This window comes from Winogradskyella sp. HaHa_3_26 (assembly GCF_019278425.1).
In the GTDB taxonomy this organism is placed as follows: domain Bacteria; phylum Bacteroidota; class Bacteroidia; order Flavobacteriales; family Flavobacteriaceae; genus Winogradskyella; species Winogradskyella undariae.
In genome coordinates this window covers 3583769-3606249 of the sequence record NZ_CP058981.1, presented here as the reverse complement: position 1 = coordinate 3606249, position 22481 = coordinate 3583769, and the positions used below count along the sequence as shown (strand labels likewise).

Below are 22481 nucleotides of genomic sequence, written 5' to 3'. Positions count from 1 at the left end.
AGTTTATTTAAAAAAGTTTTATCAAAAGTTACATTAGTTGCGATTATACCAAATAAACCATAAAATAAGCCTAATAATTTGCTTCTATCACTCACATACTTCATAATAAAATAGAACCGTAGACTTATGGCTATGCTTAGATTTTATTAGTCGTCTGTGAACGCTATAATCCAAATTATTTTAGTCTCATTTTATAATTCATTTGGTATTACTTATTTTTACTTGGATACTATTATTTTTCGAGTGATGCTATAATTATTCCCATTCGAAAGCTTAATAAGGTAAATTCCTGATTTTAAAGTAGACACGTCTAATTGTGTGGTCGTCGTTCCATTAGTCCATGCTTTATTCAGTACTTTAGTTCCTAGTACGTTTAGGACCGTTATGTTATTTATATCTGTAGTTGTTCTAGAAATTGTTAAACAATTAGTTACTGGGTTGGGATACAACTTAACATCCGATTGATTAGTAAATTCATATGAATTTGTACTTAGCGTTTCACCGACTAGATAAGCCCCATCTGGTCTTACATATGGTTCAAAATCGGGTACAGGACTAGAAAGAAGTCTATCGTTAATTGCTTTCATAATAACCATTTCATCAGCCATCATATGGCCTTCATCAGCATTAGCATTAGATATTGTAGTTGCAAAGGTAACACCAGCATTGGCGTCTATTAAAATTTTAGTAAATCTGTAAGCATCTTCTATTCCAAATATTAAATTTGCGGAACTAACATGCCATTTATCTCTAATAGGAAACCATGCATGTTTTAATACTTGTTTTTTTTCATACATTGACCAAGGATTACCAACCATAGCAGGTAATGTAAACTCCTCGTATCCCCAAGAATTTGGCGGAGCACCACCAGCTAACGCAGAGACATGTCCTCTTGTAAAATCTTGAGAAGTATTGTTGCCTCTAAAGTTTGATACATCATAGTCGCTTTCATCTTCATCATCAACTCCATCAGAATCAACGGCAACTAATACGCCATCTATATAATGTTTATGACCAAATTCAGACACTGACATAGCAGCTTCAGGATCGGCATCTTTAAACATTTGAACAAAATCTTCTAAATTTCCATCGTCAAGAAGTGCGCCTGTTGTATCAAACCAATATCCATCAGCATACTCTGCTATCGCAGGAATAAATCCTTGAACTAAATCTCTGTAAGCTAAATATTCATCTCCATTAAAATTAGCTGTATAATAATCTACCCAAGCCGCTTTCGTTTCATCACTTGCTCTATCTAAATAGTTAGAAGATATGTACAAAATAATCTTCTTATCTGCATCTTTAAATGTTTGCAAAACGTCCAGCATGATTTGTTGATTCTCTGCACTAGGAACTAAACTTTCGTGTATCTCTGTAGCTACATCTACATTAGTATTATCTCTCATTGTAAAATAATGAGAGTGTGCAAAATAACTAAGGTTTGTAATAACGTGCCCTGCAGCTGGAAGTTCTGCAACAACCTCTTGTGCACCTCCTAATGGGTCATGGCCTGTAGCAACTTCTGTATCTAACCTTTCACCACCAAAAACAGGAAATGTAACTCCCCATGAACCTTGTAACCAAGCCGCTGGATGATCTCCTACGGTAGCGGTTTGATCTGTTGATCCGTATATCTCATCAATATAGTAAGTCATGGCAGGTTCTTCTACACTACCATTAGCAAAACCTATTGTCATAAGATCATAGCCATCAACATGTGGAACCACAACATTTTCAAAATGAAACGTAAACGTTTCCCATTCTTGTCCAACTGTAAAATTCAGTTGTTCAAAAACACGTTGTCCTTCATCAGAACTATCAAAAAACACTCTTAATTTTGAGTTGTTTGTAGTTAGCTCATCAGTAGGTATATCAATATAGGCTTTAAACGTAACTGTATAATCGGTTAAATCTGTTATGTAATTGAATAAATTAAATTTCAAAAAATCTTGTGTACCTTCAACTCTATTAAATTTAGAGACAATAGTGTGTGTATTAATTCCTGAAGTATTAGGGTTTGGAATGTTTCCTGTTAAATTAGTAGGTACATCTTCTTCGGCTGTAAACTCAATTTTACGCGTATTTGTTTGATCTTCTAACCACAAAAACTGCGCATTAGATATCTGTAGAAATGATATTGAAAATAAAAAAAAATATAAAATCTTTGGCATAACGGTAACTGCTTAATTTATTTAATAGCCTCCAAATAAATCATCATTTTCATATTTTGAAGACCATGTAAAAATAAGATTAGAGACTTAACTAAATTTTCTCTCATTCACTAAATCATTGCTCTATACTACCAATTTTACGTTATACAGTGGAATAGTGCTATTATTTATATATAGTATTTTAATTCAACCCTTTAACCAAAGCGAGACTTAAATCGACCATTTATTTAAATTAAGCAGATTTGCATAGTGGTTTCAATAGCCTCTGAATTGCATTTTGGTTATGATATAGTTGAGTTAATATGTATATATAACAAAAGAAGCACTATAGAATTTAATCCTATAGTGCTTCTTTAAATATGAAATAATTTTAATTATTTAACGGCAATTGCCTTATTTGCAAATACTTTAGTCGTTTTTTGGTATCCACCATCAGGATAACCTATTAAGTAATTGTTTTCGTCAATTAAATTAAAGACGTAATGTGTTGTTCCTTTTGGCAATGCTACAGAAACATTATCATTCCTAAGATTCATAGAAACAGGAAACCAAATTTCACCACGTACACCACCATTAGTTGTATAAATTAATTCTGCTTTTACCACCTTAGCTCCATTGTTTTTATATTTTAACCAAACATTTTTTCCATCTATGCCATGCTCAACAACAGTAGGTATTTTAGATTTATTAGGTAACGCAGATTTACTAGTTGGATTTAAATAAGGATATCTTGCATTTAGTTTTTCTAATCGTTCTGTTAAAAGACGATTCATCTCATTTGTTTTCTCTGGCATTTTTTCTGCTAGATTTTGAGATTCTTCAATATCGACACGTTTAGAACCATTTTCGTACAATTGATATAAAGCTAAATCTGTTTTTTCTTCAGTAGCCGTATATTCACGTACAAGTTTAAAATCTCCAATTCGCAATGTAGATTGCATAGCGCTGTTTGGAAAGTGCCACATCATCGTATTTCTTGGTTTTCCGGTTTCAGGATCTAAAACTAATTTAACATCTGTTGGGTCTTTATCTAGTAATGTAGATAAATCAGAACCATCGAATATTTGATTCGCATCTTTTGGAGTGTTTGTCCAACTTAGTATCGTAGGATAGAAATCCACACCATTTACCATAACATTAGATTCTGTATTTGCAGCAATATTTGGTCCTGTTATGATTAGTGGTACTCTTACACCACCTTCTTTTGCATTTATCTTTCCTTTGTCTAAAGGATAGTTGTCTGTAATAATTTCTTTTGTATGTTGTTCCATACCACCATTATCTGAAGTAAAAATAACATAGATATTTTCGATTAACATATGTCCTGGCCATCTTGGATCTTCTGTTTCTTCAAGATATGTAATCAGTTGACCAGTGTAATGATCTATCATTTCTACCATGGCAGCATAATAGGCGTTTTTTTGACCTGCTTCGTCCCACATGTCATTCTTTTTAGGATATTCTAATCCTAATTTCTCATAGTATTTACGCAATAAAGCTTCACTTCTTGTTTGTATAGGCGTGTGTACTAATCGAGAAGCATAAAACAGAAAAAATGGATCTTTTTTGTTTTGGTCCATAAAGTCAATACCGTCTTGAGTGATATCATCAAAAGGAAAACCATCTTCTTCTAGTGTAAATGGATCTGAAGGATCCGTCGTTGCAAATCCTTTTGTACGATCGGTCATTCTTTTATGAGGTCCAAAGCCATGTTTTGAGAAATCAAATCCTTGCTCTTCTGGTAAAGGTTCGTCTGTTCTAGCGATACCAACATGCCACTTTCCTGAGTGTCCTGTTTTATAACCATTAGATTTAAGGGATTCAGCTATCGTCACTTTAGAAGCATCTAAAGCACCGCGCATCCAAGGACTAATCAAGGTAGATCCATGATTAAAAGGCAATGGTGGATGACCTCCTCTTACGCTAGTTCTTTCTAGACGCACTGGGTGTTGGCCAGATAAGATTGCACCTCTAGACGGAGAACACGTCGTTGCAGGAGAATACGCTTGCCAGAATAAAACTCCTTCTTTTGCTAATTTATCTATGTTTGGGGTTTCGAATGGAGAAGGCTCATCAATATCATAGCATTTTACGTCTTGCCAACCTAAATCATCGGTTAAAATTAATACTACATTTGGCTTTTTTGGTCTTTCTTGTGCAAAACTGCTTGACATAACTAAACAAGCCATTCCTAATAGAAATACTTTTTTCATGATGATTATTACTTAATTATAAAACTAATTTAGTTCAGATACAAGGGTTTTACATCTTTGTCTGTACACGTTTAAAATCTCTAAATAGTCTTTATTCCCAACCAAGTTATTCTGTTCTTTTGGGTCGTTTATTATATCAAATAATTCTTCGTAAATCGGTTGTTCATCCGTTTCAATAGATTGATTTGGAACATATTTATTTCGGTCATTTTCTTTACTAAAAGAGCGAATGTACTTAAACTGTTTACCGCGTACTCCCTCTTGTCTAGGGTAACCTTGATCTGTAAATAAATTTTCTAAAAAGATGTCTTCTCTCCAATCTGTATTTTCACCGGCAATTAGTGGAAGCATACTTTTACCTTGATAGGATTCCGGTGTTTCTACACCACACATTTCTAAAATAGTTGCAGGAATATCTTGACCAACCACTAATTCATCAACTACTTTGCTTTTTGTTTTATCGTTGAAAAATGGTGAATACACAATCATTGGCACATGTACCGATTCATCATACAAAATGGTTTTTCCGCCTAATCCATGTTCGCCTAAAAACAGACCATTGTCGGAGCAAAATATAATAATGGTATTATCCGCTTCACCAATTTCTTGTAAAAAGGCACGTAAATTCCCTACCATTAAATCGATAGCATAATTAGCGCGATCCATTTTTAGCTTTTCATTTAATAACTTGCCTTTATTAGATGTGACATAATATTTCATTAAATCGGATGTTGCATACACTTCTTTAGGCAAACTAATATCTTGAGGATAGTCATCTGGAAATTCCATTTTATGCTTTACATCATCGTATTTTGTTTTATAATATTCTGGATCCGTGTCTTCCGATCCCATACCACCAATACTAGACGCATGTGGAAGATTTAAATTAATCCATGCCGAAAAGGGTTTGTTAGGATCTCTTTTCTTCAATTGATTTTTAATAGATGGGTCTGCGTTTTTGTAAAAGTAATCATAGGTTTCATCTTGTGACAAATAAGCTTTTGTCGCTTCTAAGAACCCTTCTATTTGTGTTTTGTTTTTAAGATTAGCAAACTGTTTGTGTCTTTTTGCAGGATAAAACCCCAAATGACCATTACCATAATAAGCAAAGTCAGTACCTTTATTTAACGGTGTGTTTTTTTTATCTCCAATTTTTGTGTGGTGTTTTCCAATAAAAGCAGTGGAATATCCAGCTTTTTTTAATTGTGCTTGCCAACTGTTTTGATAGGTTTCTTTGGAAATCACATGTTTAGAAACGTAGGTAAACCCAATTTTGTTTTTTCGTTCCCATTGTGCTGTAAAGATGTTGGCTCTACTAGGACCGCAAATAGGACTTGTAATGTAGGCATTGTTAAAAAAGACACCTTCTTTTGCTAACTGATCGATATTTGGTGTTTCCGCTATTGGGTCGCCTGTCATGCTCAGAGAATTATACCGTTGGTCATCTGAAAAAATAAAAATGACATTCGGTTTCTTTTGTTGTTCTTGTGCTTTGCATGCTATAAACGAAGCGCATATAAAAATGCTGTATAGAATAGATTTTTTCATGAGTTTATATTTAATAAGAACTGTAGTATTTATGACCTGGTAGTCGTTTTGTTTTTTCACCATAACCGAATAGATTTTGCTCTGCTTCCGATTTTGGTAATTCTTGAATACTTAAATCTGTTTTGTTTATTTCTTTGGAAGTAATAATAACCGATTCATTTTGCTTTAAATCAATTTTGTAAGAACCATCTTCGGATTGATTTATAGAAACGGACTTCCCTTCGATATAAAATTTAGGATTTTCAAAATCTACATGAACGACACATGCATTTCCTTTTAAACTTTTTATAGATACAAATTCGGTAACTCCTTCTACTTTTTTAGCACTGATCAAAAAGGCACCTTGTGTTCTTAAATCATGAAAAGCAACATCTTTCCATTTTTTCGGACTTGCAGGAAATACGCGTATTTTTCCGCCCCAACTTTGCAACATCATATCGTGTAAACTTGTGGAAAAAGACAGCGGACTTTCAATAACCGGATTAATTTTTCCTTCGGAATACATCGTAGTAGACGAAATATTTTTATGCTTAATTAGAAAATCTAAATAATAATACGCTTTTTCAGCATCGCCTAAATTGGCATACATAGAAGATGCTCCAGTTGCTGTATAACCTGTAACTGGCATGGCTTTGATTTTCTTACCACTATTAAACGTCACATCTAACCAATGGTCTAAAGACGTGCGCAGTAGTTTTTTATCTTCTTCTTTTTCTGGTGTGATTACCATCAAAGGATAAAAGGCTAATAGATGCGAATAGTGTCTGTGCGGATTGGCAAAAGGTCTATCTTTTCCAACCATAAGACCATTTTCATCGATTTGAAAATCCACTAAATTATCCAACAGATGTTTCCATTCTTTTTTAAGCGGGTCATTTAATTCATGCTTTTCATCAATATCAATTAGGGTTTGACAGCTCCAACGAATTAAGGCTAACGTGAAATTAATATCTTGCCCACGACCAGGTTTGTATTCTGGTGACCAACTGTATTTAATATGAATTTTGCCATCTTCAGCTTCTACAGGATTGTCTTTTATATAATTTAAATAACTATTCACTGTCTTTTTTAAGATTGGAAATAGGTTGTCTCGCATACGAATATCATCGCCTGCAAATTGGCAATGCAACCAATAATCGTTTAACATCCATGCTAGCATATCTGGCACTTTTGCTCCGTTGAAAGCGATGAGGTCTTGCGGCATTAAAGCAGCAACGGCAGCACTATTTTTCCAACTTGCAGGCACATTGTTTTCTAGGTTTTCAGCATATTTATCAATGTTGTTTGGTAGAGATTCTCCAATAGACATTCTATTGGCTGTTAAATGCGTCCAATAGATGAGTTGCACATTTAAATCACCCCAAACCATTGGCCAAAACGTTCTGTTGTACCAAGGTCCCATTAAATCTAAAATTGGGCCGTTTCCTCTAGAAGCAGAGCCTAGTTTATACATTTGTATCCAATAGAACGATTCTTTTTCCGCATCATTGATGGTTAAAAAACTTAATGGATAATAGTCGTGCCACCATTTTTGATGGGTAGATACAAAGTTGTTTTTTTGGATAAGCGCTTCCGCAGATTCTAAATTTTCTGTAACTATTTCTAATGAATTATGATCAGGAAAACAATGGTGTACACTCGCTATTAATTGTTGTTTTCCGGAAGCATCGCCTGTTATCTTATAACCTGTAGTAGTTTCTCCTCTATTGTCGTATAACGATTGGTAACAGAATTTGTAACCGTTTTTCTCACTGAACGTCGGTTTGGGTGCCATTTCTAAAGTTACAGCCCTCATTTTATCCCATGTACCTCCTTTTGGTCCTCCTCCACTTTTTAAAACTTCGTATACAGGTGGAATAGGATCTTCAGCATGCCATGTGATTTCTACGTCTTCATCTTTTGTCTCTGTTTCAAAATAAATGATATCAGTGGTGCTATGCGTCAACCCTTTAATGTTGTAACTTCCTTTAGTCGTTGTGATAGTACCTATTAATTCTGCGTTCCATAAATCTAAACGCATATCGATACCAGTAATCTTTCCTTTAGATTTCAACTTAAAATGTCCTAATGGTAATCTGCTTCGTTTAATCCAAAGCATTTCATCAGCTTTTGTTTTGGCTTCTCTATGATCGTAATAATCATGTCTACCAATATGCAGTGAAATAACATTGTCGTTTTCCTCTGGACTTTGATACAATAAAAAGCCAACATTACCATTGCCTGAATAAGGCGCGGTTTGCCATTTGTCTGGAACAAGATCCCAAAGCAGGTCGTGCTTAAATAAAAAGGATTCGTAATCTACTTTAAAATCGACCTGATTATTCTGAGAAAATAAGGTGCTCGAAACAAGAATAAAAAGATAAAGAATACGTATTTCTAATTTTAATCGAAACATGGACTATTATTTGTTTAGATAATGAATAACAAATATATTTTATTAACTAAAGAAAGTTGTTCTCTAATCTTGCAATTACTTTCTTTATTTCAGCATTTGGTAAATATATAGCGTGTAAACCTAATTTTAAATATGAAATATGGCACCCTTTTGGTTACTAGTACGTATAGGAAAAATATTGAATTGACCCTAAGAACGACCATGATGACGCGCGATGATTTGCTCAAGTTTAAATTGAGTAAGAAAATGGTCGATAACAGAAAACACATTGTAGCATTAATGCATAGTTTTACATTATTAATTCCAATATCCAATCCAGATCAAAATGTATAAATCTATAATTGCAATTTTTGTATTATGTTTTAGCCAACATATACGAGCACAAGAACAAGTAGATACCAGTCGTCCAAATATCATATTTATTTTTGCCGATGATATGGGAATAGGTGATGTTTCTCATACCACAGGAAAAGCGGCGACACCACACTTAGATCGTTTGGCAGAAGAAGGGATTCGTTTTACAGACGCACATACCTCATCTTCCGTTTGCACACCGTCTCGCTATTCACTTTTAACAGGTCGTTATAATTGGAGAACAAGTTTATCTAAAGGGGTCATCCATAAACCGACTACAAAACCGTTGCTTAAAAAAGATGAAACAACCGTAGCAAGTTTGTTAAAGCAAGCAGATTATCATACCGCAATGATTGGTAAATGGCATTTAGGTATCGGTTGGGAACTGTTACCTAATTATAAGAAAGAAAAATGGCAAATAGGTGGCGGATGGAATATCGATTATTCTAAACCTGCTATAACGCCAACAAGTAATGGTTTTGATTACTATTATGGAATAGCAGCTTCTTTAGATATGCCTCCGTATGTGTATATTGAAAATGAAAAAGTGACAGAACTTCCTTCTGTTATGAATGACCCAAAGATACGTTCTAGAAAAGGGCCTTCTGCTCCAAGTTTTAAATCAGGTGAATGTTTACAAGTTTTTGCAGAAAAATCAGTGGATTATATAAACGAGAGAGCTGAAGAAAAAGAACCGTTCTTTTTATACTTGCCATTAACCTCACCACATACGCCTATTGTTCCTAGTGAAAAATGGAGAGGAAAGTCTGAATTAGGACCTTATGGTGATTTTTTAATGGAAACAGATTGGGTTGTAGGAGAAGTTTTAAAAGCTTTGGATAAACATAATTTATCCGAAAACACTATTGTTATATTTTCTACGGACAATGGGTGTTCGCCTGCTGCAAAAATTCCTGCTTTAAAAAAGAAAGGACACTCACCTAGTGGAAATCTAAGAGGAAATAAAGCCGATATTTACGAAGGTGGACATCGCGTACCTTTTATTGTTCGTTGGCCAGAAGTTATAACAGCAGGAACACAAACAGATAGATTAACATGTATGACTGACTTTATTGCTACTTGTTCTGATATTACAGGTATAAAGTTAGATGATACATCAGGTGTCGATGCCATTTCTTTTTTACCAACGTTAAAAGATCCAAAGAAAACAAATAGAGAAGACATTATTAGCCATAGTATTAATGGTTCTTTTTCTATCAGAAAAGGAGATTGGAAACTAGCACTTTGTCCAGGGTCTGGTGGTTGGAGTACGCCAAGAGCAGGGCAAACACCAGAAGGATCACCTAGTGTGCAGTTATTCAATCTAACAGACGATATTGCTGAAACCACGAATCTGTATGATAAATATCCTGAAAAAGTAAAAGAATTGACAAAATTACTTCAATCTTATGTTGACAAAGGAAGAAGTACACCTGGGGAAATTCAAAAAAATGATAGAGACGTAAATATATATGCAGAAGATAAAGCAAAATAAATTACAGCTTAAATAGGAATAAAAAAAATAATATATAAATTAATGAAGAAAATAATCACCTTATTATTAGTACTGTGTATTGTACCATTATATGCACTAGACATTCATGTGGCAATCAATGGTTCAGATTCAAATGAAGGAACGGCCTCCAAGCCTTTGTTAACTATAGAAGCTGCTCAGAAAAAATTAAGAGCTAGTGGGCTTTTAGGAAAAGAAGCATGTAACATTGTTATACATGAGGGAGTTTATAGATTAATAACGCCTTTACAAATTACCACAGCAGATAGTGGTACTGAACAATTTCCTGTTATATATTCTGCAGCTAAAAATGAAGAGGTCGTTATTACTGGAGCGCAATTAATTTCCTCTAAATGGGAATTATTTAAGGATGGCATCTATAGAACTAACGTTGGTGATTTAAATGCTATCGATCAACTTTTTGTAGATCATACCAGACAACATATGGCTAGGTATCCAAATTTTAACGCTGGATTTATACCTACAGATGGTGATGATTCTGTACGTGGTAAAAAAGCAGGCACAGTTCCTTTTTCAGGAGCGACGCCAGATGCTTGGGATGCTAAAAAAGCGGCAGAATGGGAAAATCCTGAAGGCGCCATCTTAAATGGAATGCACAGAGGGCTTTGGGGAAGTCAGCATTATTTTGTGACGGGTAAAAACAATAAAGGAGAATTGGTTTACGAAGGTGGTTGGCAAAACAACCGATCTGCTCCGCCTCACAAAGGGTATCGCATGATTGAAAATGTTTTTGAAGAATTAGATGTTCCAGGAGAGTGGTATCATAATGTTAAGGACGGTTGGTTATATTATATGCCAGAAGCCCATATAAATCTTAACGACACAAAGATTGAAGCCGTCCTTCAAATTAAACATCTTATTGAGATTTATGGAGAGCATAAACTACCTGTAGCTGAAATGGTTATTCACAAAAGTGGTAATGCACAAAAAGAAACCGTTGTTAAAAACTACGAAACTACTAAGCCAGTAAAACATATTCAGATTTCTGGTATTCACTTTACGGGAACAAAAAGAACCTTAAAAGAAACCATTGAGCCTTTACTCAGAAGCGATTGGTGTGTATATCGTGGAGGTGCTATTCATATACGTGGCACGGAGCATATTATTGTTGAAAATTGTTCTTTCGAAGAATTGGGAGGAAACGCTGTATTTATTGATAGTTATAATCGTCATATAGAAATTAAAAGCAACTTTTTTCAGAATAATGGTTCTACGGATGTGAACTTGGTTGGTTCCTTTGCTGCGGTTCGTGATCCTTCATTTAGTTTTCAACATCTTCCACCACCAATAGATGAAATAGACACTACAATCGGTCCAAAATCTGAAGAATATCCAGAAGATTGTATAGTTGAAAATAATCTGATGATGCGTTGTGGTCGTTTTGAAAAGCAAGCCTCAGGAATCAATATTTCTATGTCATCAAGAATTACAATTGCCCACAATACTATTAGTCATACACCAAGGGCTGCCATTAATATTTGTGATGGTACTTGGGGAGGTCATATTATAGAATGGAACGATTGTTTTGAAACTGTACTAGAAACGCACGATCATGGCGCATTTAATTCTTGGGGAAGAGATCGTTTTTGGTTTAGAGCTGGCCCATCAGGACCAGATTTAATGGATGAAAATGGAAAGCCCATGATTAGTAATTATATAGAAAAGTATCCAAATATGCCTTTATGGGATGCATATCAAACAACTACAATTCGAAATAACAGAATGCAATGCGATCATGGTTGGGATATCGATTTAGATGATGGTTCCACTAATTATGAAATCTATAATAATATCAGCCTTTCAGGTGGTATTAAAACACGTGAAGGCTATCATCGTAATGTTACTAATAATGTAATCTTAGGTAGAGGATACACCTGTAATGTACCATACCCTAAACCAACGCATGATATTTTTGAAAGTAACATTTTATGGGGTGGGACAGTATACAAATCTAGTAATCCAACGCTTTGGGGAGGCATACGCAATAAAAATTTCATTCACAATCCAGATGCTAAAGACGTTGTTCCTGCTTATGGAGTACAGCAGCAAACATTGGATGATGCAGAAAGTCTCTATGGAAATGTTCTTTTTGAAGCGCCTCAACATGGCGATTTTACAGTTTCAAATCAATCAGAAGCATTACAACTTGGATTTAAAAACTTTCCAATGTCTGGTTTTGGTGTTACTTCAGATAAATTGAAGCGTTTAGCGATGAAACCACAAATACATGCACCAAAAGAGGTAGCATCCAATGTGTATGTGGAGCAAAAGATGAAAGGATTATTTGGAGCTAAGTTTAAAACGCTAGAAACAGAAGCCGAACTTACAGCAACGGGAATGTTTGACACCTATGGCGTTTTATTGGTTTCTGTTCCTAAGGATAGTAAATTGGCTAAAATGGGATTTAAAGTGGATGATGTCGTATTTGAATTAAATTCTAAAAAAATAGCAAATGAACAAGATTTTATTAAAAACATGAAGCAATTAGCGAACCATGAGCATACCGTAAAAGTGTGGAGACATCAAGAATCAAAAACATTTTCTTTTGAAAAATAAATCATATAATTCATCTAAAAAAATCATGAAAACAAACCATAGAACACAAGTAAATAAAGGCTTATTTCTGTCACTTACATTTTTATTATTGACAGCAAGCGGAATGCTACACGCACAAGATACTTGGACCCTTGAGTCTCAAGAAGACTGGCAAGCGAATATAGCTACAAAATCAAATTTGGAAATCACCAATGGAAAAGTAATTCCTACTGAAAAGGAAGCTGTTTTTCAAAGCGCCATGAAAAAGTTCACAAAAAAAAGAGCTGCAAAATCCATTACGTTTTCTCAATCACCAGAATGGTTAAATTGGGAACAAATTCCTACTGCAGCACCAGCAAATTTAGGTGATGCTCCTGTCGCATTGCAGTTAGGAGATGGAAATTACTGGATGTTTGGTAAATATGATACTCGAAAGAATAATAAACGACCGAATGATTTTAAAAGTAAGGATACCATCTTAAAAGGTTATGATGTGGTATTAAAAACCACACATCTTAAAAATCAATTTGATGCTCCATCAGGATTAAAAAAATCGCTAAAGGGCTATCATGCTTGGCATAGTATCGATATGAAAAACTGGGTGCATTATGGACCTATATCAGACATGTCTTCACGTTGGGTAACTTCTGCAGAATATATTGATGGAAAATTTTATTTTTATTACGATTTTCCAAACGATCAAGATCCGCATTTACTTATTGATGAAAACTTAACTGATGGTCTTGTTGGGAAAAAGATGGGCATGGCTTTTAAGGATCCATCAGATGGTTCTGATTGTGCAGTCATTAGAGATTTAGATGGTAATTTTCATATTATAGCTGAAGATTGGTCGCCTATTGATGCTTCTACGCATGCTTGGGATTCGCCCTTAGCAACGCATGCTGTAAGTAAAGATGGTTTTAATGATTTTAAAATTTTAAATCCTCCTGTAGATGAACGTACCAAACCAACTGGTAAATTTGCGGAATATGCACATCCACATTGGTTTAAGGAAGACCCTGATAACTATCCTGGAAAACCGTCACCAATTGATATACCTAGACAAAAAATCAAAAAAGGAGACGTTGTTTCTTTTGGTAAATACGAAATCCATGAGCCAGAACAAAATTCTTTTGGAGATTGGGCTTCTATTTCTATTGGTGGTCAATATTATTTATTTGCAGATTATGATCCAGCAGGTAAGACAGGTGGTAAACACATGAGTGTTGCTTGGTTTACGTCTGATGATATTAATAAACAATTTGAATTTTGTGGAAACATAGGTCAAGGTCATCCAGATCCAGATATTATGTTTGCAGAAGGTAAATATTACTTGCTTACGCAAACTAGAAACGATTATGTAAGTACTGGTCCTTGGGTAGAAACCGTAGAAGTGCGCATGGGAGTGGACACTACCAATGACGGACAAATTAATGAGTGGAGTGACTGGCAGGTTGTAAAAGAACAGTATGATTATATAAAAGGTTTTTCTAAGCAGGTTGAAAAAACACCAGCACAGTTAAATTTTTCTGACTTGTCTAAAGGATATGGTTTTCAATTTGAGGTTAAAATGACGGATACTACAGAAAATGAATCTAAACCTATTCTGGATAAGGTAATTGTTTCGTTTAAGGAATAAAAAATCAAAACCGAATATAAGTTTCATATGATGATAAAAAATATATTAATAGTTCTTGCCGTATTGTTAATAACAGGAAACACTTTTGCGAAAGATATTTATGTGTCTCCTACAGGAAAAGACACTAATTCCGGAACAAAAAACAGTCCTTTTTTAAGTTTTGAAAAAGCCTTACTAGAGGTGAAAAAATATGCAGGTAACGAAGCCGTTACGGTCTGGTTTACTTCTGGAGAATATTATCTTAATAAAACCATTGAGATAGGTAATGCTTATTCTGGAACGGAAAAATATCCCGTTGTATTTTCAGTTATACCTGGAGCAAAAGTAATTATCAAAGGCTCTCAGCGATTAGAGCATCTAGAATGGAAAGCCTATAAAAATGGTATTTATCAAACGCAAGTTCCTGAAGGCTTGTCTATGGATCAATTATTTGTTAATGAAGAACGCCAAGTTAGAGCAAGATTCCCTAATTATGATTATGAGAATCCACTTCGCGACGGGAAAGGATACCTTCAAGTCACAGGTGGTACAGATAAGCGTTATGATACATGGTTTTCCTATGATCCTGAAACTTTTTCAGATAAAACATGGGAGCATCCAGAAACAGGAATTGTGCATGGTTTCCAAAGTCATAACTGGGGAAATATGCAGTACAGACTTAAATCAATTAATAGAGAACAAAATAAAATTTTTCTAAACGAAGGTGGTTGGCAACTTCAAAGAACACATGGTATTGGAGGAAAAAAAAGTCATGCGTCTTACTATTTTGTTGAAAATATTTTTGAAGAACTAGATGTTCCTGGGGAATGGTTCTTAAATACAGAAACCCATACGCTTTACTATTATCCGATGCAAGGCGTAAAATTAAGTGACGTTAAAATTGAAGTTCCTGTTATAAAAGATATGATTCAGTTGAAGGGTACTAAAGAAGCACCTGTAAAACATATTCAATTTAAAGGATTCAATTTTACACAAACCAACTACACGTTTATGGAGGCTTATGAGCCGGTTGCTCGTGGAGATTGGGCTATTCACAGAGGCGGCACAATTTTTATGGAAGGTACAGAAAACCTGTTAATTGCAGATTGTAATTTTGAATATGTAGGTGGAAATGGTGTTTTTATGAGTGCCTACAATCGTAATAATAAAGTAACTGGTTGCCGGTTTGTGCATACCGGAGAAAGTGCAGTTTGTTTTGTCGGTTCGCCGGAAGCTGTTCGGTTTTATCAAACTTGGGATGATAGATTAATGGACGGAAAAAACTGGAATCACATGCGTGAGAATATGGACTTAGAAGCTGGTCCTAAAACCCCAGATTATCCAAAAAATTGCGTTGTTGAAAATAGCATTATGCACGATTTTGGTGATGTTGGTAAACAAGTGGCAGGCGTTTACATTTCTATGAGTCATAAAATAACAGCGTCTCACAATACCATTTATAACTGTCCACGTGCAGGCATATGTATTAATGATGGTACTTGGGGAGGACACCTCATCGAATTTAATGATATATGGGAAACCGTAAGAGAAACAGGAGAGCATGGCCCTTTTAATTCTTGGGGACGAGAGCGACAATGGAAAGGAGGTAGAGGAACGGATGAGCATTTTATAAAGGAATTAACAAGATTGGATGCTATTGACAACACAATTTTACGAAATAACAAAATAGCCAATTACCGTAAATCTATTAGTGCAGGAAACTGGACCATTGATTTAGATGATGGTTCTAGTTATTACGAAATCTACAACAACTTAAACTTAGGTTCTACTATCAAACTTAGAGATGGTATGGGACGTAAGGTGTACAATAATATTACAGTAAGTGCAGTACCTTCAGGATGGCATGTATGGCCAGAGAATTCGGAAGACGAGATTTATAAAAACATTTTTGTGATCGCTGGTACATTGCCTGGTAAAAATGCACCTACTCAAAATTTTATTCGAGGTGTAGGCTTGTCTAAAGAAGTTAAATGGAGTGAAAACTATGATAATAATACCTATTGGAACGTTAACTATCCTGATAATTTTCACATGTCACCTAATCAGAAAATGGAAGCTTGGAATAAGGAAGGCTATGATTTAAACTCTGTTTCAGCAAATCCAAATTTTGTAGACCCTATTAATGGAAATTATCAAGTTAAAGAGAATTCTCCAGCATTAAAGACAGGGTTTAAAAACTTCCCTATGGATCAGTTCGGTCATACAATGACTCGTATATTACCTTTTGGAGGTGATTTTGAAAACGAAACTATTGTACGTTTAAAGGCTGATATTAGAGCAGGAAAAAAATCTAATGTTTATTATACTACAGATGGTTCAGAACCAACGGTGAATTCGTTAAAATATTCAGAGCCATTTAAAATTAACCAATCAACATTGTTGAGAGCTAGAACCTTTGATTCTAATGGAATTCCAGTTGGTTTTACAAACGAAGTTGAATTCACAAAAGTTAAAGAAGTCACCTACCCTAGTTGGTTAGCTACATTACTTATTGGTAAGTATACAGGAGAAACTGTTACTGAAGGAAAGACTACAAAAATTAAAAAGGCACTTCAAAAAGAAGTGCATGGAGCTTTATTAATTAACATTGCAGATGATCCAGATTTAATAGATGCTACAGGAGGCTATAATTTTGGTTGTTATATTGAGTTGTTAGATCCTAAAAAAGCGCAAATGTGGTTGGATGCTGGATTGAACAAAGATTGGGTGATTCAAAAATTAAACAAGCATAAAGTTTTAAATATTGCCCATTTACAGAAGTTCCTTAAAACATATTCGGGCCAAACAGTAAAGATTACTGCGGTAAGAGATTATGGTTCTAAAGTGTTTGAGGTAACAATCCCATAAGTGAGTTCTATGTATGTGCACAAGTCATATACTATTAGAGTAGACAAGTTTAAAAACGGCATCTTAATTATACCTTACAAAACGTCTTTTCTCTTAAAATCTTTAGCAGATGCTTAGCAGGAAGTAAAACTGTCGAGACATCAACTGGAAAACGTTTTTTATTTTAAAAGCAAATGATGTAGGTAAATGGACTGTTAAAAATGATGCTCTAAAATGGCATAATTAGATTTTTTAAAGATTAATCTTTATTTAACAAAAAATGTATGAAATTTGGAACCTAGTATAGTTAGGTGCTTTTAAACCTATTGTTTTCTAGATACTCACCTCATAATATTGATTAAAAGAATGACTAAAAAAGTATTTGTTTCAGGATGTTTTGATATGCTACATAGTGGGCATGTTGCCTTTTTTAAAGAAGCGGCAACTTATGGAGATTTATATGTAGGAATAGGTTCAGACGCGACAATAGAAAAATTGAAGGGTCGTAACACCATAACTTCGGAACAAGAAAGGCTTTATATGATTGATTCTATAAAGTATGTAAAAGAGGTTTTTGTTAATAGTGGTTCTGGAATTTTAGATTTCAAGGAGGAATTAGTACAACTAAATCCAGATGTTTTTGTTGTTAATGAAGATGGTTTCTCTTCTATGAAAGAAGAGTTTTGTAATTCTTTAGGTATTGAATTGAAAATTCTAAGACGCGTGCCAGATGCAGACCTTCCAGCTCGCTCAACCACTGCAATTAGAACTTCCGGTAATTGTTCATTGCCGTATAGAATAGATTTAGCAGGTACATGGATAGACCAACCTTACGTTTCAAAGTATCATCCTGGATGGGCTATAACTTTATCCCTAGAACCAATTATAGAGTATAATGAACGTTGTGGTATGTCTACTTCAACTAGAAATGCAGCAAAAAAAATATGGCCTCATTATTTGCCTTTTGATAAACCAGAAAAATTAGCTGAAATACTTTTTAAATTTGAAAACACACCTGGATCAACATTAATTTCAGGCGCACAAGATGCCATAGGAATATGTATGCCTGGTGTAGTTAGACATCATTATAATAATGGGTATTGGCCAACAAAATTCGAATCCATTCATTCTGAAGCTACGCTTTCGTGGTTAGAAAAACATCTTTGTATGGTACTACTTTGGCCAAGAGAACAAGGATTGGACCTGCTAAAAGAAACCTATATAAATGAAGCCAATGTAAAATCACTTGCCGATTCGGCTGATAACGTTTGGGAGGCTATTAAAAGTGAAGATTTGGAAAAATTTGCTGAATCATTTCTAGAATCATTTAATGCGCAAACTAAAATGTTTCCTGAAATGGTTAATCAGAAAATAAATGCAGAGATTGCAAAATATAAAGATAAAGCACTTGCTTGGAAATTAGCTGGTGCTGGAGGCGGTGGCTATTTAATATTGGTCTCTAAAAAACCAATAGAAGGTACTATGCGAATTAATATACGTAGAAAAGAAGTTTTGTAACCAAATAGAGGAAACAATTACTGTTTAGTTTTCTATCTTGAAAAGGTGCTCTTCAAGAAATTTGAGTGAGGAATCCATGGTGCTATTAAAAATGTCATCCGCTTTATGTTTCCTAAAAAAAGAGCCATTAAAAAAGCCATGACCTTTCCCTTCAAAAGGAATTAATTCGCATGTATTTCCAGCTTCAGTCATTAATTTAGTGAAGCGTTCAACATTTTCAAAAGGAACAGTTTGGTCTGCGGTGCCATGGAATATCAACGTTGGTGGAATGCCTTCTTCAACATGATCATTTGGAGATAGCTCTGTTTTTCTATCTTCACCTACGTTTTCAATACCATAGCCTTTTTCTGTGGTGTCAATGACTGGATTAAAAAGTAGCATTGCATTAGGAACAGAACTAATATCTAGATTTTCATCTGTTGCATCAAAACCTTTAAGAACACCTGTGCACGCTGCTATATGGCCACCTGCAGAGGCACCTGAGGCTATAATTTTATTAGGGTCAATTCCGAGTTTATCAGCGTGCGCTCTTAAAAAGCGAATAGCAGATTTTGCATCTGTAACCGATTCAAAAGGTGTGGTTTTGTGTTTGCCACGACCCCTGTATGCCGCAGAAACAGCTAGAAAACCATGATCTGCAAAATACCGTGCTTGTTGGTAAAATTGCTTTGGGTCACCGCCAACCCAACCGCCTCCAAAAAAGAAAACTATTACAGGCCTTTGGTCTGAAGCTTTGTAATTTGAAGGTTTAAAAACATGCATGTTTAAGTTGCCTTGCACTGTGGTTTTGTAAATTAAAGTACTGTCTGGAACAAAATTAGCTTGTCCTTTTATTATAAAAGAAAAAGCGATTAAGAATGTCGAAAGAAGTATTTTAAGAGACGTCATAAAAAGTTAAGGCTTGAAAAGTAGCATTCAAAGGCATTTTTAATGCCAAGTGATCTTAGCTTCTCTAGTTTCGGTATCAACCCAAACTGAAGCATGTTCAAATTCGCGAGTAAACTCCCACCCTGAACTCGATGTTCTATGATATGCACCTTTGGGAGCACCTAGTGGTTTTTGCAATTCGGGATAATCCATTAAAGAACCATGAGACAATTGCCAACCCCAACCATATTGAAAATAAGAATATGGCTGTGCTCCTATTAAATAACAAGCATGATAAAACTCTAATTTCTCTTTAGAGAGTTTCGCAAAACGCTCATTTCTCTTTTTCCCTTTATAAAATAAAGGATCTGCAACAGCTACACTATCATACTCCACACCAATTCTAAATATAGACATTTTTCCAGCTTTAGAAATTCTAAGCATATCTTCCCAATCCTTCAATAGTTTTTCTTTACTTAGTAAGTCATTTCCATAATGTTCAAACATATTGGCATCTATAAAAGGAAAAACACGTTGTGCAAGCTTAGCATTTGCATTGTTACCAAGCAATATTTTATCAGGACCTAATTTTTCTTTTAGTGCTTTCATCATAGTTCCCATGGCTTTTTGAACATCTTGCCCTTTATCTTGGCGTAACCATGCAAAACCATGCATTTGATCTATAAAAGCACCATCCGCTTCAGAAAATTCAACACCTTCTGCTACTGTATTTACCCACCATTCCCGAAAATCAGGATTTAAAACATCAAAATAAAAAACTTTTTTGCGTTCCTCTAATTCTTTAGTTTCAGGATTTTCTATTAAAAAAGCCTTAAGTTTTGGGTAATTATTAATATTTTCATTTGTAAAATTCTTATTATACGATGTAAAAGGCCAGGCATAAGCCGAATTAAAATAAAAAAGCACTTTAATATCTGGCTTTACCTTTTTAAAAGCTGCTACCTCATGTTTTGCTCCTAATTCTGCAGCTCCTAATTCTCCTTGTCCATGCGATTTTTCAATACAAATAAAATCGGATCTTTCCGCAATATAATCTACTTCCTCTGGGAGTAAAATCCTTTTTGGGTCACCAAACATATAATACATTGGTGTCGTTTTCCAATTAAATTTGGGATAAAATGATTTTGTTTCAAAAGTACTACCATCACTTATTTTATAAGGGGGTTGAACTGTTACACATGAACAAAACAATAAAAAAAATGATAATACGCCGTTGATAACAAAACTGCTTTTCATTAAAAAAAAATATTTTATTCTTTATATAATACTTAAGTTAAATAAATTAGATTATTAATCTTTTGATTTCTTTTTATTTTTTGCTTTCTTACTTCTATTAACAGTTCTTTTTTTCCATAAAATAATATCATCCATATCATTTTCAGAAAACTCCCCTTTGGTACTTCTTCCTGTTTTTATATCCAATTCCAATTGCTTTAAAAGTTGTTCCGCAATTTCAGGATGTGTTGTATATAAGTTTGTGGTTTCGGCAGGATCATTTTCCATATCATATAATTGAGCAACAGGCATAGTATCTAAAGTAGGATCGTCTTCTTTAGGAGTACTCCAACCTCCTGAACCTCTTGCTAATAACAATTTCCATTTTCCTAATCTATACCCAAAATGGCCACTTATGGAATGATGAATAACTCCAGCTCTAGTACTATTAATAGCTTCCCCGTGTAATGCTGGTAAAAAACTCACACTATCTTCACCACTTTTGCTTGGCATAGCAATATCTGTTATTTCAGAAAACGTAGCGAAAATATCGGTTAAGCAAATTAAATCATTGTTTGTGGTGTTAGGTTCTATGTTATTGGGCCACTTTACAATAAATGGTATGCGATGGCCGCCATCCCATAAATCGGATTTTGAACCACGATAGCCTGCACTTACTAAATGGCCTTTATTTGCAAGCCCTTTGATATTTGCAGCTTTAGAGGCACCATTGTCACTAGTAAAAATCACCAATGTGTTTTCTGACAATCCGTTAGCTTTAAGCGCATCAGTTATTGCTCCCACAGTGGCGTCTGTTTGCATTACAAAATCGGCATAATTACCAAGACCACTTTTGCCTTGCCATTCTTTTGAAGGTACAATTGGTGTATGCGGAGATCCTAAAGGCACATATAAGAAAAATGGCTTACCATCTTTATGCTTTGCTTGTTCGTTGATATACTCTACAGATTTAGTTGTTAAACGAGGTAACATATTAATTACTTCGTCATGAATAATTACTTTGTCGTTTTCTATAACTGCTTTCATACTTCCAGCGTGATGAAAACCATGATAATAATCAAATCCTCTATGAATAGGTCCATCTGGTATCGTTGCACCTATAGGTGGTAAGTTTCTCCCTTTTTTGCGAATGGTTGTTTGCGAAATAGGATCAATATATTGAAAATTCAAATGCCATTTTCCAATGATAGCTGTATGATACCCTTGGTCTTTAAGAAAATTTCCAATTGTTGGTCGATCTTCTTTAATTAAATCTGGAGCAAAACCAGATACGACACCACTTTGTAATTTTGTACGCCAGCTATAACGTCCGGTCATAATACCATATCGCGTAGGTGTACAAACAGATGCTCCAGCATGTGCATCCGTAAATGTCATCCCTTCTTGGTTTAATTGATCTATATGAGGGGTTTTAATTTTACTAGTTTCTGGTGCTAAACTTTGTACATCACCATAGCCTAAATCATCACAGACTATTAGAACAATATTAGGTTTCTTTGCATTTTTTTGGGCATTAGAAGACCAAGTAAAGATGCTTAATAGCAAAACAATTAATCTAAGGCTATTACGTTTTTGTTTTTTCATGGTTATATTAATTTAGTATTATTGTGATATAAAATTTTTT

At 34.6% G+C, this 22481-nt stretch carries 12 protein-coding genes; 5 read left to right on the top strand and 7 right to left on the bottom strand.

Annotated elements, in window-relative coordinates:
• Positions 1 to 218 precede the first annotated feature (218 nt).
• From H0I32_RS15580 to H0I32_RS15565, 4 genes are all read right to left on the bottom strand, one after another.
• Positions 219 to 2171 (bottom strand): T9SS type A sorting domain-containing protein, encoded by a 1953-nt coding sequence (locus tag H0I32_RS15580; RefSeq protein ID WP_179314483.1) that lies wholly within the window; start codon positions 2169 to 2171, stop codon positions 219 to 221.
• 374 nt (positions 2172 to 2545) lie between these two features.
• A complete protein-coding gene (locus tag H0I32_RS15575; protein WP_218747090.1) occupies positions 2546 to 4384 on the bottom strand; it encodes a sulfatase in 1839 nt (612 codons plus the stop codon).
• Positions 4385 to 4408: 24 nt separating this feature from the next.
• The gene (locus H0I32_RS15570) at positions 4409 to 5932 is read right to left on the bottom strand and encodes a sulfatase-like hydrolase/transferase (protein WP_179314482.1); all 1524 of its coding nucleotides are present in this window, start codon (positions 5930 to 5932) and stop codon (positions 4409 to 4411) included.
• A 10-nt stretch (positions 5933 to 5942) separates the two neighbouring features.
• Positions 5943 to 8327, bottom strand: coding sequence for a glycosyl hydrolase family 95 catalytic domain-containing protein (locus H0I32_RS15565; protein WP_179314481.1), 2385 nt, complete (start codon positions 8325 to 8327; stop codon positions 5943 to 5945).
• Positions 8328 to 8652: 325 nt separating this feature from the next.
• On the opposite strand from H0I32_RS15565, the gene H0I32_RS15560 reads away from it, so the two are divergent.
• The 5 genes from H0I32_RS15560 to H0I32_RS15540 all read left to right on the top strand — a co-directional run bounded on the left by H0I32_RS15560 (position 8653) and on the right by H0I32_RS15540 (position 18733).
• Entirely contained in the window at positions 8653 to 10176 is a 1524-nt protein-coding gene (locus tag H0I32_RS15560) for a sulfatase family protein (protein ID WP_218747089.1), read from the top strand.
• Between the two features lie 42 nt (positions 10177 to 10218).
• Positions 10219 to 12771, top strand: coding sequence for a PDZ domain-containing protein (locus tag H0I32_RS15555; RefSeq protein ID WP_179314480.1), 2553 nt, complete (start codon positions 10219 to 10221; stop codon positions 12769 to 12771).
• Positions 12772 to 12796: 25 nt separating this feature from the next.
• Positions 12797 to 14389 carry a hypothetical protein gene (locus H0I32_RS15550; RefSeq protein WP_218747088.1) on the top strand — a complete coding sequence of 531 codons (1593 nt, stop codon included), beginning with the start codon at positions 12797 to 12799 and terminating at the stop codon, positions 14387 to 14389.
• 27 nt (positions 14390 to 14416) lie between these two features.
• The gene (locus tag H0I32_RS15545; protein WP_179314479.1) at positions 14417 to 17236 is read left to right on the top strand and encodes a chitobiase/beta-hexosaminidase C-terminal domain-containing protein; all 2820 of its coding nucleotides are present in this window, start codon (positions 14417 to 14419) and stop codon (positions 17234 to 17236) included.
• A 345-nt stretch (positions 17237 to 17581) separates the two neighbouring features.
• A complete protein-coding gene (locus H0I32_RS15540) occupies positions 17582 to 18733 on the top strand; it encodes an adenylyltransferase/cytidyltransferase family protein (protein ID WP_179314478.1) in 1152 nt (383 codons plus the stop codon).
• Between the two features lie 24 nt (positions 18734 to 18757).
• Here the strand turns inward: H0I32_RS15540 and H0I32_RS15535 are convergent, their stop codons facing one another.
• From H0I32_RS15535 to H0I32_RS15525, 3 genes are read right to left on the bottom strand one after another with little or no spacing between them, the layout of a single operon-like run.
• Positions 18758 to 19621: an alpha/beta hydrolase gene (locus tag H0I32_RS15535; RefSeq protein ID WP_179314477.1), complete on the bottom strand. Its 864-nt coding sequence runs from the start codon at positions 19619 to 19621 to the stop codon at positions 18758 to 18760.
• Positions 19622 to 19660: 39 nt separating this feature from the next.
• On the bottom strand, positions 19661 to 20857 hold the full coding sequence (locus H0I32_RS15530) for a putative glycoside hydrolase (RefSeq protein WP_179314476.1): 1197 nt from the start codon (positions 20855 to 20857) through the stop codon (positions 19661 to 19663).
• A 54-nt stretch (positions 20858 to 20911) separates the two neighbouring features.
• A complete protein-coding gene (locus tag H0I32_RS15525; RefSeq protein ID WP_179314475.1) occupies positions 20912 to 22441 on the bottom strand; it encodes a sulfatase family protein in 1530 nt (509 codons plus the stop codon).
• Positions 22442 to 22481 lie beyond the last annotated feature (40 nt).

What these genes read in the sequence shown, in the direction of transcription:
- H0I32_RS15580 (WP_179314483.1), bottom strand. Translation starts at nt 2,171, where the DNA reads ATGCCAAAGATTTTATATTTTTTTTTATTTTCAATATCATTTCTACAG.
- H0I32_RS15575 (WP_218747090.1), bottom strand. Translation starts at nt 4,384, where the DNA reads ATGAAAAAAGTATTTCTATTAGGAATGGCTTGTTTAGTTATGTCAAGC.
- H0I32_RS15570 (WP_179314482.1), bottom strand. Translation starts at nt 5,932, where the DNA reads ATGAAAAAATCTATTCTATACAGCATTTTTATATGCGCTTCGTTTATA.
- H0I32_RS15565 (WP_179314481.1), bottom strand. Translation starts at nt 8,327, where the DNA reads ATGTTTCGATTAAAATTAGAAATACGTATTCTTTATCTTTTTATTCTT.
- H0I32_RS15560 (WP_218747089.1), top strand. Translation starts at nt 8,653, where the DNA reads ATGTATAAATCTATAATTGCAATTTTTGTATTATGTTTTAGCCAACAT.
- H0I32_RS15555 (WP_179314480.1), top strand. Translation starts at nt 10,219, where the DNA reads ATGAAGAAAATAATCACCTTATTATTAGTACTGTGTATTGTACCATTA.
- H0I32_RS15550 (WP_218747088.1), top strand. Translation starts at nt 12,797, where the DNA reads ATGAAAACAAACCATAGAACACAAGTAAATAAAGGCTTATTTCTGTCA.
- H0I32_RS15545 (WP_179314479.1), top strand. Translation starts at nt 14,417, where the DNA reads ATGATGATAAAAAATATATTAATAGTTCTTGCCGTATTGTTAATAACA.
- H0I32_RS15540 (WP_179314478.1), top strand. Translation starts at nt 17,582, where the DNA reads ATGACTAAAAAAGTATTTGTTTCAGGATGTTTTGATATGCTACATAGT.
- H0I32_RS15535 (WP_179314477.1), bottom strand. Translation starts at nt 19,621, where the DNA reads ATGACGTCTCTTAAAATACTTCTTTCGACATTCTTAATCGCTTTTTCT.
- H0I32_RS15530 (WP_179314476.1), bottom strand. Translation starts at nt 20,857, where the DNA reads ATGAAAAGCAGTTTTGTTATCAACGGCGTATTATCATTTTTTTTATTG.
- H0I32_RS15525 (WP_179314475.1), bottom strand. Translation starts at nt 22,441, where the DNA reads ATGAAAAAACAAAAACGTAATAGCCTTAGATTAATTGTTTTGCTATTA.